Source organism: Bradyrhizobium sp. CCBAU 65884 (assembly GCF_028128835.1).
GTDB lineage: Bacteria > Pseudomonadota > Alphaproteobacteria > Rhizobiales > Xanthobacteraceae > Bradyrhizobium > Bradyrhizobium ottawaense.
Genome location: NZ_LBJU01000121.1, coordinates 87,980 through 101,760, shown reverse-complemented (window position 1 = coordinate 101,760; position 13,781 = coordinate 87,980). Strand labels below are relative to the sequence as shown.

Below are 13,781 nucleotides of genomic sequence, written 5' to 3'. Positions count from 1 at the left end.
ATTCAAATGCGAGGGAATGGATTCACGGACGGACAAGGCGGCTCGGAAGGTGCGCTCCCTCTCTCGCTTGCGGGAGAGGGTTGGGGAGAGGCTGTCTCAACGGAGAGACTCCCAATGTGGAGAGAGCCCCCACCCGGTGCTTCGCGCCGACCTCCCCCGCAAGCGGGAGAGGTTGCACCGAGCCCGCGCGTTCATCTCACTAAAGTCACCCTTACGGATTCTGCGGCGTCAGGACCAGCGGCGGCTTCGGCTTGGGCTTGGCGGGCGGCGGACCCGGTGCAGGCTTCACGTCGATGGCCGGCGGCAGCGGCGCAAGCTGTTGGGCGAGCGGCGGGCTTGGCGCGGCGGGCGCGGCCTGCGGGGCCTTTGGCAGCGGCGCAGCTTTCGGCTTTGACGGTGCGCGGCGCGGATCCTGGCCCGGCAGCGGCACATTGACCGGCGCCTGCTCCGGCGCGGGATCGGGCGAGACCAGCGTCGGCAGCGCGGCGGTCGCCGGCGGCGGCTCGCCGCGCTCGATGGCGTCGAGCCGGCGCGTCTCGCGGTCGATCGTGCGCACCGCAAGCCACGACGACAGCGGCGCAAGGTCGATCGTGCGATTGAGCCTGTCGGGCGGGCCCGCCGCGAACAGCTGGATTTCGGGCGGGGCGCCGGAGAGCCCGGTCATGATCGGCGTCAGGCTGGCGCGGATGTCGGCCTGATCGGCGGGAATGTCGTAGCCGCCGGAGACGATGGCGCGGGCATTCTTCGCTTCGAGCGGGGTCGCGCCGACGCGTAAGCGTCCGTCGCGGATCGTGAACGGGATCTGCGCCGAGGCCACCGCGATCGGCGCGGCGGCAAGCGCGGGCTCGACGAGCTGCCGCAGGCGGTTGTCGTCGGCGACCTGGCCACCGTCGCTGGCGCGGATGGCGATCTCGAAGGCGCGCGGATTGAGGCCGCCGATTTCCGCGGAGTCCAGCGTCACCGTGCCGTTGCCGGCGAGCGCGCCGGTGAGCGCCGCGACGCTGCGGCCCTGGCTGGTCAGCGCCATCTGCACCGTGGCGCGCCCCTTCGGCAGCGCGAGATCGCGATAGCGCAGCGTCGCCGCATCGACATTGCTGAGATCGATGCGCGCGTTCAGCGCAAGACCATTCGCGCCGTTGCGTGCGTCGAAGCTCGCCGACATCTCGCCGCCACTGAGGCCGCCCTTCAGCGCATCGAGTGCGAGCGACTGGCCGTCGCTTCGAAGCGTGCCGCCGAACGGGCGCAGCTCGATGCCACCGGGCAACATCCCGCGCAGCGCCTGGAAAGCGATGCGGCCGCGCCAGCCGCCCAACAACCCAGCACTCAGCGGCTCGCCGGACTCATGTCCGGCGGCGCCGATCGCCATCGCGAGCGCGGGCGCCAGATCGAGCGTATCGAGGCCGACTTCGCCGTCGACGCTCCTTTCCTGATCGAGCGTCACCGCAAGATGACCGCGCAAATGCGAGCCGGCCGCGTTGCCGTCGAGATCGTCGAAGGTCAGGCGGTTGCCGGAGAGCGTGAGGCGGGAGGACAGGCTCACGGCCTGCATCGATTTGTCGGCCGGGCTGGTCCCGAACAGCGGCGCCAGATTGGCCTTGCGCACGCGCAGATTCACGCTGGCTTTCGACTCCGACAATTCGACGCTGCCCTGCGCATCGGCGTCCAGCCCGCCGCCGCTGAGCTTGGCATTCAATTGCAACGGCCGCCGCCACGCTCCGGTCAGCTTGCCTTCGAATTGCGAAGCGCCCTCGCCTGCAGCCACCACGCGATCGAGCCCGAGCAGCACCAGCAGCGCGCCGGCCTGCGGGGCCGATACCTTCGAGTCCAGCGTGAAGTCGCTGTTGCGCAATTTGTCGATATCGACGCCGTTGACCGCCGCCGCCGGCATCTGCGCGGCCAGCGTCGCCGTCGCCTTGAGCTGCGGCGCGTCGAGATCAAGCACGGCGCGGGCATTGCTGCGATCGGCATGCTCGGCATTCCTGTCGAGGCTGAGATCGAGCTTGAGGCGGGTCGCGCCTGGCAATGACGGGATGGCATCGAAACGCGCGCGCACCGCGGGCGCAAACGGCTCGACTAACGCGGTGAGCTCGCGCAGCGAATTGGCCGAGGATTTCAGCGCGAGCTTGCCGGTGGCTTTGGTGCGGTCGAAGCTGCCGCTCGCCTCCGTGGTCACGCCGCTGGCCTGGCCGAAGCGCAGCTGCTCCAGCGACAGCGATGCGGGGCCGAAAGCGAGCTTTGCCGCGAACGGTCGCAGCTCCTGGCCGGCGGAGATCGCGCGGCCGATATCGAGCGAGAGCTTTGCCTCTTCCGGCCATTCGCCTTGCGGCCCCGCAAGCGCGCGCACGAAGCTTGCGGCGGCATCGAGGTTGAGACGGTCGGCTTTGAGCTCGGCGTCGATCCGCGAGCCCTTGCTCGCGCCTGTTTGCACGAAGGCGATGCGGCCCTCGACGGTGCCGCCTTCGATGTCGGCCTTCAGCCTGTCGATGGCGAGATGGTTGGCGGCGATCGTCACGTCGCCGGCAAGACGCAGCGGCCGCGTGCTGCGGCGGTTGATCTCGCTGCGGCCCTGGAGCCAGGCCACCAGCGCGTCAGGATCGGAGGATTCGACGCTGAGACGGCCGCTGAAACTGTCGGCGCCCGGGGCTGCGCCGTTGAGCGAGAGCTGCGTCATGCCGGGCGCGCGCAGCTCGAGCCGCTGGAAGGTCCAGGATCGTCCATCGGTCTGAAGCTCGGCCGCGATGTTCTGCAGCGGGCGGCCACCGAGCATGATCTGGTCGGAGTTGAACTCGATCTGCGCCGGGATCGGCGCCTGCGGAATGGCAGCCAGCCCCGCGCGCAACGCCGGCAGGATGCGGAGCGGCTCGGCATCGTCCTTGCCCGCGAGCTTGTCGGCATCGACCTGGCGCGCCGACAGCACCGCGCGCAGCAGCGGCGCGGCGCCGAATCTGAGGTCGCCGACGCCGCCGAGCTTCAGCGCATTGTCTTCAGCGCCGAAGTTCGCGTCGATCTGCTCGAACTTCGCGCCGGCCGGATCCGCCTTGAGCTTGGTCGTGAGCTTCCACGGCGTCGGACCCGCCTCGCCCGCCTTCTTGACCGTCGGCACGGCCAGCGTCAGCGCACCGTCGAATTTCGGCAGGCGGTTGTCGAAGGCGAGCACGCCTTCGAGATCGGCGAGGATGGCGCGCTCGCCGGGATCGATGTTGAGGTGGAGACGGGTGGCGCTGCCGTCGGCGCTCGGGCCCGACGAGACGCGGAACGGATAGCGCACCCCGGCGGCGGTGAATCTGCCGTCGCCGCGCACCGAGCCCGCGAGCGAGCGGACGTCGCCGGAGAAGGCGATGTCGTTCAGCTCCAGCGTCGAGCGGCTGGCGGCATCGTGAAGCGCAATGCGGCCGGTGAGATTCAGCCGCTCGATGGCGAGGGAGGCCAGATTGAAGGTGCCGCTCGCGGTGGAGGGCAAATCGACCCGCCCCCGGGCATCGAGGCCGAGGTCGACCGCCATGCCGCCCACCGAAAGCTCGGTGGCGCGCCATTCGCCGCGCATCAAGGAGCCCAGGCTGAACTCGACGTCGAGCTTGTCGGCGCGCAGGCGACCGAGATCGTTGTTGCCGCCGAAGGTGACTTGGCGCAGCCGCAGCGTCGGCGCCGGCAACAGCCGCGCGTCGAGCTCTCCCGCGACCCGCACCGGTACGCCGATGATCTTGCCAGCCTCCGCCTCGAACTGGGGCCTGAACTGGTTCCAGTCGACGTAGTAAGGCCCGATCAGCGCGGCCAGCAGCGCAATGATGAAGGCAATCGCCAATCCGAGCAGCGTCGTCTGCACGGGTCTCCCCTCGGCCAAACCGGCATCCGGACCAAACCCTGGCCTTAGTGGACTTCAGGCGCGCCGGAACAGCCCCTTATATAGAGGGAAGTGTGGCGAAGTCACAGCGACTGTTGCGCGCGGAGGTTAATGCCGGGCCGCCTCACCAGCTCGCCGGCAGCCGCTTGAGGCCACGCAGCACGAAGGTCGGCCGCCATTCCGGGTTTTCGACGTCGTCGATGCGCAGATCGGGCAGCCGCCGCAGCAGGGTGGCAATGGCGATCTCGGCCTCGATGCGCGCCAATTGGGCACCCAGGCAGAAATGGATGCCGCCGCCGAACGACAACGGTTTCACGTTCTGGCGGGTGACATCGAGCCGGTCCGGCCGGTCAGGATAGACTGCGGGATCGCGGTTGGCCGAGCCGAGCAGGCACAGCACGGTCTCGCCCTTGGGGATCCTCTTGCCGCCGAGATCCTCGATCTCCTCCAGCGCGACGCGGCCGGTCATCTGCACCGAGGAATCGTAGCGCAAAAATTCCTCGATCGCGCCTTCCATCAGCTCGGGGCGCGCCTTGAGCAGCGCAAGCTGGTCCGGATTGCGGTGGAGCGCCAAAAGGCCGTTGCCGATCAGGTTCACCGTGGTCTCGTGGCCGGCGCCGAACAACAGGATGATGTTGGCGGTCAGCTCCTCGTTTGTGAGCTTGTTGCCGTCCTCCTCGGCCTGCACCAGCTGGGTGGTGAGATCGTCCCCGGGATTTTTGCGGCGCAGCTCGAACAGCTGCTGGAAATACATCTGCGCCATCAGGTTGCCCTCGTTGCCCTTCCTGATCTCCTCGGCAGTGAGGGGCACGGGATCGAGTAGCCGGCCGCCGTCACGCGAGCTCTTGTAGAAGACCTCGCGATGGTCCTCGGGGATGCCGAGCATCTCGCAGATGATGGTGACGGGCAGGCGGAAGGCGAAATCCTCGATCAGGTCCATGTGGCCGCGATCGATCACGGCATCGATGGCCTGGTCGACGATCGCCTGGATGCGCGGCCGCATGTCCTCGACCCGGCGCGCGGTGAAGGCCTTTACGACGAGGCCGCGCAGGCGGGTGTGATCCGGCGGATCGGCCTGCAGCATCCAATGGCTCATGCTGCGGAACACTGGCTCGTCCATGATCTTCTCGCCATAGCGGCGCGTCGTGCGCTCGACGAAATCCTTGCCGAAGCGCTTGTCGCGCATCACCAGGCTGACGTCGGCGTGGCGACTGGTGACGAACTGGCCGAACGGCGTCACGTGGATCGGATCGATCGTGCGCAGCCGGTCATAGTGCGGATAGGGATCGCGGATGAAGTCCGGCGAGAGCGGGTTGAACAGCGGCGCGCCGCCGGCGCCTTGCACGTGCTCGTTCATGGTGATCTCAAAATTGGTTGCCGATGACACGAATACGCCGATCGCAGCCCCACTGCCCGGCGCAACCATCCCCAAGATTTATCAACTCGATACATTGTTGTATCGAGTTGCATTCTGCCTTAACCTCCTCCGATGTCAAGGCTGAGAACCAGGCCGACCAGGGACGACACGCGCGACAAATTGTTCGAGGCGGCCGCGCGCGTGTTCGAGGAGGACGGCATCGGCGGCGCCAGCATCGAGGCGATCGCGGCGGCGGCGGGCTTCACCCGCGGCGCGTTCTATTCGAATTTCAAGAGCAAGGACGAGCTGATCATCGCCATGCTCGAGGACCATGTCGAGCAGTCGATCCGGCGCAACCTCGACATCCTCGCCCGGCACGACAATCTCGACGATTTCATCGCGGCGCTGAAGGCGATGGACCGCACGCGGCAGGATCCCCTCGCCCGCTCGCCGCTGCTGCACATGGAGATGATCCTGTTCGTCGCCCGCGCCGAGAAGCGCCGCCCCGAGCTCGCCAAACGCCTGCGCGCGCGGCGCAAGCTGGTGGCCGACATCGTCGAGGCCACGTTGAAGAGCAAGGCGAGCGGCGACAATCTGAACCCGCCCTGGATGGCCTCCGTCGTGCTGGCGCTCGAAGACGGTTTTCGGCTGCACCGGCTGATCGATCCGGAAACGACGCCCGCGGACAGCTTTCTGCGCGCGATCACGGATTTGCGGCGGAGGACGGGGCTAGCATCGGAGTAAAGTCCTGTCGCTATTGAACGACAGCCCTGCCCCTGAAATTCTCGGCCGCCCGGCATCGTGCTTCGCGGCATCAATTTCATGCCCTAGAGCACGGCAACACCGCGACGCCCGATGCAAGGCAGAAGGCCCCGGTATCGCCGTCACATGGTCCAAGGTCTTCTCTACTCCGTCCGTGCTTTGACTTCCGGCAAGGGCGGCTTGCGTTCAAAGGGCTTCTTTTTCGGCGGCGCGGGCAGCAACCCCTCCCTGATCGCCTGCTTCCGGGCAAGCTTGCGGGCGCGACGAATCGCTTCAGATTTCTCGCGGGTCTTTCTCTCGGACGGCTTTTCATAGGAACGCCGTTGTTTCATTTCCCGGAAGACGCCCTCGCGCTGCATCTTCTTCTTGAGAACACGGAGTGCCTGCTCAACATTGTTGTCCCTGACAAGTACGTGCAATTGATCCTCCTGACTGAGGCTGCGAATGCGACACGTCCTGCCGGCAGCCAAATTGCGCAGGAGCGTCATTACGATTTTTGAGGATAGTAGCGGCGACACTCGTCGCGGCTTCGGACGAGCCGATCTGCCTGTCACGGCGAAGCAGCTTGGTGAGGTCCACGTGACCATTGTCGTGCAGCGCTGTCAATCGACAACGGCTTGCTTACAGGTCGGCAGACACACGCGAAACCGCCTCGATGGGGAGCACCCAGAACTGCTCCGCAACAACAAGCCGCCTTCGCTCCTTGCAAAATCCCGAAAGCCCCTTATATCGAGATGATTCGATTAGCCGCTGTGCCTTGTTGAATGCGCCCGCGGGCTCCTTTTCCGACGACATCGACGAAGTTGAAGATAACCGCGTGATCGTCACGTGGAACGCGTTTGCGCGCTTTGGAGAAGAAGATGATCTTGTGGTGGTCTCAATTGACCGGCTGGTCTCTTTCGCAGACGAATATCGCTCTCAACACCAGACCGCTCGCATCCCGGACATTGATGGCCAGGCCATCACTGCTGGCGAACGGCTCAAGCTGCTTGGCAATGTCGGCAAGAGACAACGCGGCCTCGACCTCCGCGGCCCGTCGGCTGGCCAGATCCAGGCCTTCTTCGTCTACGACGAGCGCTTCGCCGTCCCAGATGTCGAAGTAGAATTGCGACATCTAGGGCCTTTCCCCTCAGAGATATCGGTGCCCATGCGGCGGACGCCGCGGGACCAAACCGCCGGCCGCCGATGTGTTCCTACCGGCTGGGAATATCTCAAAGGCAACTAGGCCGACTTCCGCACAGCGTCGCTCTCCGCCGCCGTCACATCCAGCCGCCCCAGCATCGCCCTCGCCTGCTCGGCGCAGTGCTCGATCAGCCAGCGCTCGAAGGCAACGGGGGGAAGTGCGGGTGCGTAGAAGAAGCCCTGCACGACGTCGCAGCCGAGCTCGGCCAAAGTCTTGCGCTGGCCTTCGGTCTCAACGCCCTCGGCGACGACGGTCATGCCGAGGCCCTGACCGACGCGCACCACCGCGGTGGCGATCGCAAGCGCGCTGGCGTCACGCTCGATGTCGCGCATAAAACTGCGGTCGATCTTCAATTCGCGGATCGGCAGATGCGCGAGACGGCTGAGGCTGGAATAGCCGGTACCGAAATCGTCCAACGAGAGCCCAACGCCGAGCTCGCGGATCGCGTTCATGGTCTCCAGCGCCGCGACGCTGTCGTGCATGAAGGCGCCTTCGGTGATCTCCAGCATCAAGGCGTCCGCCGGCAGATCGTATTCGGCGAGGATGTCCTTGAGCCGCGCGGCCAGCGTGACGTTGCGGAAATTGATCGGCGACAGGTTGACCGACACGCTAGGGATGTTGAGCCCGGCGCGGCGCCAGCTCGCCATCTGCCGGCAGGCCTCGCGCACCGACCACAGGCCGATCTGCTCGATCAGGCCGCACTCCTCCGCGAGTGGGATAAATTTCGCCGGCGAGACGTCGCCGAGCACGGCATCACGCCAGCGCGACAGCGCCTCGACGCCGTGGATGGCGCCGTCGCAGCTGCGGATCTGCGGCTGGTAGCTGAGAGTCAGCGCGCCTTCGGCGATGGCACGGCGGAGCGCCGCGATCAGCGCCAGCCGCTGCTCGGTGAGCCCGTTCATCTCGGCGCTGAAGATACGATAGGTCGAGCGGCCCGCCTGCTTGGCCATGTACATGGCGGCATCGGCCTGCTGCATCAGGGTGTCGATGTCGGTGGCGTGATCGGGATAGAGGCTGATGCCGATGCTGGCCGACATCGGCATCAGCTTCGATCCAAGCTTCAAGGGTGCAGCCAGCGCCTCCGTGATGTCGGCCGCGACGCGCGCGGCGCTCTCGGCGTTGCGTTGCGGTAGCAGGATGACGAACTCGTCGCCGCCGAGCCGTCCCAGCATGTCCTCCGGGCCGATCTGCTCGCGCAGGCGCTGGGCGAGCTGGATCAGGAGCTCGTCGCCGGCGGCATGACCGAGCGTGTCATTGACGTCCTTGAAATGATCGACATCGAGGAAAGCGAGTGCGACGTGGCTGCCGGTCGGGCAGGCATCGATCGCCGTGGTGATCAGGTTCCGCAGCTGCGCGCGGTTCGGCAGGCCGGTGAGGATGTCGTGATAGGCGAGCCGCGCGATCTCGGCGCGCGCTTCCTTGCGCTCGATCGCGAAGGCGCCGAGATTGACGCAGGCCTCGACGATACGCCGGTGCCAATTGCTCGGCGCGCGGCTTTCTCGATAGTAGAAGGCGAAGGTCGCAATGACCCGGCCGTCCTTGGCCTTGACCGGGGTCGACCAGCAGGCGCGCAGGCCGATCGCGAGCGGCATGGCCTTGTAGGGCTGCCAGCGCGGATCGGTCTCCAGATCGGTCGCCAGCACCGGTTCGCCGTAGAAGGCGGCGGTGCCGCAGGAGCCGACATCGGGGCCGATGGCCACGCCGTCCAGCGCGCGGGAATAATCATCGGGCAGACTCGGGCCGCCGAGCGGATGGATCAGGCCCGCGGCATCGACGTGAAGCAACGAGCAGACCACGTGGGGCGCGATCTCCTCGACGCGACGGCACAGCCTGTCGGCGATCTCGCCGATCGGCACCTCGTCGGCGAGCGCGCCCATGATGAGCTGCTGCAACGAGCGCAGCTGCTTGGTTTCGGTGATGTCCTCGAGCAGCGCGAAGATGTGCCTGACCCGGCCCTTCATGTCGCGGAAGGCATCGATCCGGGCGCAGACCCAGATCTCCTCGCCGTCCTTGTCGTAGGCCAGCACCTCGGCTTCGCCGCGGCGACCGCCATGCATCAGGCGCTTGATGAGCTTCGCGATCGCCTTGCGATCGGTGTGCCGGCCGGCAATCAGCTCGCCTGCGCGGCGGCCCTCGGCCTCCGCGTCGGTGTAGCCGAACAGCGTCGTGAAGGCGGAATTGACGTAGACGATGTTCTGCTCGGTGTCGCTGATGATCACCGCCCGGTTGGTCTGGTCGGAGACAGCGTGGAGAAGTCCAATCCTGACGCGCCGCTCGGCTTCGATGGTGACGTCGCGCGCAAACACGATGTAATGATTGGCGCCGCCGATTTTCACGGAAGACAGCGCGATAGCCGCCCTGATGCGGCTGCCGTCACAGCGCACGAGACTGATCTCGTCCCGGAGATCGGCCACCGGATCGGCCTGAAGGCCCTTGAGGGCGAGAATTTCGGCATCGCGACCGAGCACGTCGAAGCTCGCCAGCTTCCAGATGCGCTCCGCGGCGGCGTTGAAATGCGTGATGCGATGGGCGTCATCGACGATGACGACGCCATCGTCGGCGCGTTCGAGCGCGGCTCGCAGCACGTCCGGAATTTCAGTGAGACAATCGAAGGCGGACATCGTTTGACCCGGCGATAGCGGGAAAATGCGGCAATCGCTCAGACGCTAACGCTCCGATGGTGTCCAAGACGTTTTTGCCGCCCTATCGCCTCGGGACCAAGACGCGGCATGCTTAACGATCGGCGAAAACCACGACGGTATGTTGATGCGTGCGGAACCTAATCCGCGCCGGTTCCTGCCTGGAGCTTGTGCAGCCGGCCGGCGACGGCCCGCACCTTCCGCGGCGCGGCCTGCCAGATCGAGAGTGCCGACAAGGCGCTCACGATCATCGCGATGGCGAAGGCGAGCGTGTAGTCACCGGTGCGATCGTAGAGGAAGCCGGTCACCCACGGTCCGGCCGCACCGCCCGCCAGCGCCGCCAGCATGATCGTGCCGAAGATGCTGCCCTGGTGCTTGCCCTGGAAAATCTCGAACACCACGGCGCCCATGATCGAGGTGAGGCCGTAGCCGAGCGCGCCTTGCGTGAACACCATCACGTAGACCAGCCATAGCGACGGCTGGAACTTCAACGCCATGAGCGCCGCAAAGCAGATCACAAAGCCCGCGCAACTGATCGCCCACACCCATTCCCGTCCGATCCGGTCGGAGACATGGCCGAGCAGGATCTGGCCGGGAATGCCGAGCAGGCTGACGATCCCGAGCGCCCACACCGCGACACCGGGACTGAAGCCGATGTCGAGCAGGAATTTGGTCTGGTGCACCTGCACCGCGTACCAGATGTACAGGCCGCAGAAATAGCCGAGCGCGATCCACCAGAACCGCGCGGTCGCGACGGCACGCTTCAGCGTCCAATCGGTCCCGACCCAGACGGGATCGACGACGTTGGAGATCGGTTCGGCCGCGCCCGCGGCCGAGACGGCATCGCCGTCCGGCTCGAGGCCGATGTCCTGCGGGCGCTTGTGCAGCAGCAGATTGACCGGCGCCAGCACGACCAGGATGAGCAGGCCCATCGCGGTGCAGGCGGTGCGCCAGCCGGTCTGCTCGATCATGTGCTGCACCCAGGGCAGCAACGTCACCGAGCCGATGCCGACGCCGGCGAAAGCGATGCCGATGGCGAAGCCGCGCTTGCGGATGAACCAGTTCGGCAAGAACAGCGACTGGCCGGAATAGCCGAGACACACCGAGCCGGCGCCGACCATGACGCCGATGGTGACATAGAGATGCCAGGGCGCGCTGGTGAGCGGCGCAAGCAGCAATCCGCCACCCATCAGCACGACGCCGAGCTCCATCACCGCGCGCGGGCCGGCGCGGTCCATCAGGCGGCCGATCAGAGGGCTGACCACGCCCGACACCACGAAGCCGAAGGAGAAGGCGCCCGCGGTGACGCCGCGCTCCCAGCCGAATTCGGAGACGATGGGAGGAAAGAACAGTGAAAAGGCGGTGCGCGCGTTGACGCCAATGGCCATGGTGACGAAGGTCACGGCGACCACGACCCAGCCGTAGAAGAACGGAAGCCGCATATTTGTGTGTTTCATCCCTGGACGGTCCTACCGACCATCCGGGGGTGCCCGGGTCAAGCGAATTCCGCGCATGCCCGTCGGGCGAGATGCGACAGGGCGATCTCAGGCGGCGTCGCGCCGTGAAGGTTTGACGGGTGCGTCGAACAGGATCCGCTCGATCGGCTGCGGGCGGCCGAACAGATAGCCTTGCGCGAAATTGACGCCGAGCGCCTTCAGCCGCTCGTACTCCTCGCGGGTCTCGACGCCCTCGGCGGTGACCGACATGTCCAGCCCACGCGCCAGCGTCACGATCGAGGAAATGATGGCGGAGCTGCGCGGCTGCTGGGTGAGATTGCGGATGAACGACTTGTCGATCTTGATCTTGTCGAACGGGAACGCCGTCAGATAGCTGAGCGAGGAATAGCCGGTGCCGAAATCGTCGAGCGCGAGCTCGACGCCGAGCTGCTTCAGCCGCTGCATGAAGGCGTGGTTCTCGCCGCCGCGCTCCAGCAGCACGGATTCCGTGATCTCGATCTCCAGCCGCTGGGGTGGCAGGCCGGAATCGGCGAGCGCCGCGCAGATCACCTCGAACAGCCGGGCTTCCTTGAACTGGATCGGCGACAAATTGACGGCGACCGCGAGGCCGGATGGCCAGCCGGCCGCATCCGCGCAAGCACGCCGCAGCACGAATTCGCCGAGCGGCACGATCAGCCCGGTCTCCTCAGCAAGCGAAATGAACTGGTCCGGCGGAATCAATCCGCGTGTCGGATGCCGCCAGCGCACCAGCGCCTCGAAGCCGCGCCGTGCGCCGCTGAGCGCGTCGACGAACGGCTGGTAATGCACTTCCAGCTGGCACCGCGCGATGGCATCGCGCAGATCCCCCTCAAGGGTGTTGCGGGCCTCCAGCTCGGCCGACATCGCCTCGTCGTAGATGGTGAAGCAGTTGCGTCCTGCCGATTTCGAACGATAGAGCGCAAGGTCGGCCTTCTTCAGCAATTGCTCCTGATCGCTGCCGTGATCCGGCGCGATGGCGATGCCGATGCTGGTGCCGATCTCGACGCGATGACCGGGCAGCAGGAACGGTTCGGTCAAGAGCTTGGCAATCCGCGCCGCCAGCTCGGTCGAGCAGGCGCGCTGATCGGCGCCGGTTTCCTGGATGATGGCGAACTCGTCGCCGCCGAGCCGCGCCAGCACGTCGTTGGCGCGCACGGCGGATTTCAGCCGCTGCGCCACCTGGCGCAGCAATGCATCGCCGGCGCCGTGACCGAGGGAGTCGTTGACGTTCTTGAAGCGGTCGAGGTCGAGCATCAGGATCGAGAACGGCAGGCCCCTTACGCTCAGCTGGCTGTTCATCTCGTCGAGCCGGGTGAGGAAGAAGGCGCGGTTCGGCAGTCCGGTCAGGATGTCGGTCTGGGCGAGCTCGAGCACCCGCCGGTTCGCCAGCGACAGCCGCCGCGAATTGCGGCTTGCGAGCATGAGATAGGTCGACAGCGACAGCGTCAGCAGCATGCCGACGATCAGCACCGCGCCGGCGCGATCGTAAGTCGTCTCCAGCGGACCGCCGGCGGTTGGAACCGCCCGCACCTGCCAGTCGGTATCGCCGATCTTGAGGCTGCCTGCCCAGTGCAGCGCCCGCGCGACGTCCCGCATTGATTGCGGCGCCGTGGCCGCCGAGGAATAATCCGGCAGCATCTGCTCCAGGCTGACGATCTGCGCCGTGAAGGGCGGATAGACGTTCATGCTGACAGCGGGACTTGCCCCGGTGGTGACGCGAATGGCCTGGATCAACAGCGGCAGGTCGAAGACGCCGACCACGAAGCCGGCGAGATTGCGGCGCCGGTCCACAACCGTCTCGCGCGACGTTCCCTTGGCGTAGACGGGAATGGCAACGAGAACGTCCGGCAGCCGGCCCCCCTCCTTCGGCTCGAACAGGCGGGTGCGAATGGCTGCGACCTTGTCGCTGTCGCGCGCCCGCTCCAGCACCGCGCGGCGCTCCGGAACGGTGGCGTAATCCATGCCGTAGACCGGCGAGGTCTTCGGCTGGGTCGAGTAGAACACCGGAAAATATTCATCGGTCTGCGGCGCCGTCGCAAAGCCCGCGCTCTGGAGCGACTTGATGCGATAGCCGGACACGCCATCCGCGATCGCCGCGGTCTCGTATCCGGCGCGTTCCTTGCGGTTGACGCGCGGCAGCCAGGCAATGCGCAGCATGCCGGGATGGCGCTCGAACAGGCGGGCGCTGAAGGTCTCGAACTCGCTGCGGGTGACTTCGTCATTGGTCGATTCGAACAGCGTGCGCAGCGCGACGAGCCGGGAGATGTATTCGCCCATGCCGTTTTGCATGACGATCGCTTCGGTTTCGGCCGCGTTCTCGAACTCGATCCTGTTGACTCGATCCTCCCACCGCGCCACGGCGGCCGCGCCCACGACCGAAAACAGAAGACCGACGCCGACCGCGACGAGCGCAGGGCGATACAGCCCGAGCAGCGGCGCGGCACGCCACCATCCGGTCATACGCCCCCGATCCTGATCGTTCTGATCGCGATCGCCCATCTTGAAGCCGCCGTCCCCCTGTCCG

Annotated in this window: 8 protein-coding genes; 1 reads left to right on the top strand and 7 read right to left on the bottom strand. The window is 66.4% G+C overall.

The window, feature by feature from the left end; all coding sequences use genetic code 11:
• Positions 1–211: 211 nt before the first annotated feature.
• Together XI03_RS22380 and XI03_RS22375 are read right to left on the bottom strand one after the other, a co-directional pair.
• Positions 212–3,823, bottom strand: a complete 3,612-nt coding sequence (locus tag XI03_RS22380) for an AsmA family protein (protein WP_271593367.1) — start codon at positions 3,821–3,823, stop codon at positions 212–214.
• A 142-nt stretch (positions 3,824–3,965) separates the two neighbouring features.
• Positions 3,966–5,198 carry a cytochrome P450 gene (locus XI03_RS22375; protein ID WP_161966378.1) on the bottom strand — a complete coding sequence of 411 codons (1,233 nt, stop codon included), beginning with the start codon at positions 5,196–5,198 and terminating at the stop codon, positions 3,966–3,968.
• A gap of 132 nt (positions 5,199–5,330) precedes the next feature.
• On the opposite strand from XI03_RS22375, the gene XI03_RS22370 reads away from it, so the two are divergent.
• Complete coding sequence (locus XI03_RS22370) at positions 5,331–5,942, top strand: TetR/AcrR family transcriptional regulator (RefSeq protein WP_271593366.1); 612 nt, start codon at positions 5,331–5,333, stop codon at positions 5,940–5,942.
• A 161-nt stretch (positions 5,943–6,103) separates the two neighbouring features.
• On the opposite strand, the gene rpsU is transcribed toward XI03_RS22370, so the two are convergent.
• The 5 genes from rpsU to XI03_RS22345 all read right to left on the bottom strand — a co-directional run bounded on the left by rpsU (position 6,104) and on the right by XI03_RS22345 (position 13,717).
• On the bottom strand, positions 6,104–6,379 hold the full coding sequence (gene rpsU / locus XI03_RS22365) for a 30S ribosomal protein S21 (RefSeq protein ID WP_028145478.1): 276 nt from the start codon (positions 6,377–6,379) through the stop codon (positions 6,104–6,106).
• Between the two features lie 458 nt (positions 6,380–6,837).
• Positions 6,838–7,074, bottom strand: coding sequence for a DUF6894 family protein (locus XI03_RS22360; RefSeq protein WP_271593365.1), 237 nt, complete (start codon positions 7,072–7,074; stop codon positions 6,838–6,840).
• Between the two features lie 107 nt (positions 7,075–7,181).
• On the bottom strand, positions 7,182–9,764 hold the full coding sequence (locus XI03_RS22355) for an EAL domain-containing protein (protein ID WP_271593364.1): 2,583 nt from the start codon (positions 9,762–9,764) through the stop codon (positions 7,182–7,184).
• A gap of 158 nt (positions 9,765–9,922) precedes the next feature.
• Positions 9,923–11,224: an MFS transporter gene (locus tag XI03_RS22350; RefSeq protein ID WP_095426089.1), complete on the bottom strand. Its 1,302-nt coding sequence runs from the start codon at positions 11,222–11,224 to the stop codon at positions 9,923–9,925.
• 102 nt (positions 11,225–11,326) lie between these two features.
• Positions 11,327–13,717 (bottom strand): bifunctional diguanylate cyclase/phosphodiesterase, encoded by a 2,391-nt coding sequence (locus tag XI03_RS22345; protein WP_271593363.1) that lies wholly within the window; start codon positions 13,715–13,717, stop codon positions 11,327–11,329.
• Positions 13,718–13,781 lie beyond the last annotated feature (64 nt).

Excerpts from the sequence above, each read along its gene's own strand:
- XI03_RS22375 (WP_161966378.1), bottom strand. The coding sequence starts at position 5,198 with ATGAACGAGCACGTGCAAGGCGCCGGCGGCGCGCCGCTGTTCAACCCG.
- XI03_RS22370 (WP_271593366.1), top strand. The coding sequence starts at position 5,331 with ATGTCAAGGCTGAGAACCAGGCCGACCAGGGACGACACGCGCGACAAA.
- XI03_RS22360 (WP_271593365.1), bottom strand. The coding sequence starts at position 7,074 with ATGTCGCAATTCTACTTCGACATCTGGGACGGCGAAGCGCTCGTCGTA.
- XI03_RS22355 (WP_271593364.1), bottom strand. The coding sequence starts at position 9,764 with ATGTCCGCCTTCGATTGTCTCACTGAAATTCCGGACGTGCTGCGAGCC.
- XI03_RS22350 (WP_095426089.1), bottom strand. The coding sequence starts at position 11,224 with ATGCGGCTTCCGTTCTTCTACGGCTGGGTCGTGGTCGCCGTGACCTTC.
- XI03_RS22345 (WP_271593363.1), bottom strand. The coding sequence starts at position 13,717 with ATGACCGGATGGTGGCGTGCCGCGCCGCTGCTCGGGCTGTATCGCCCT.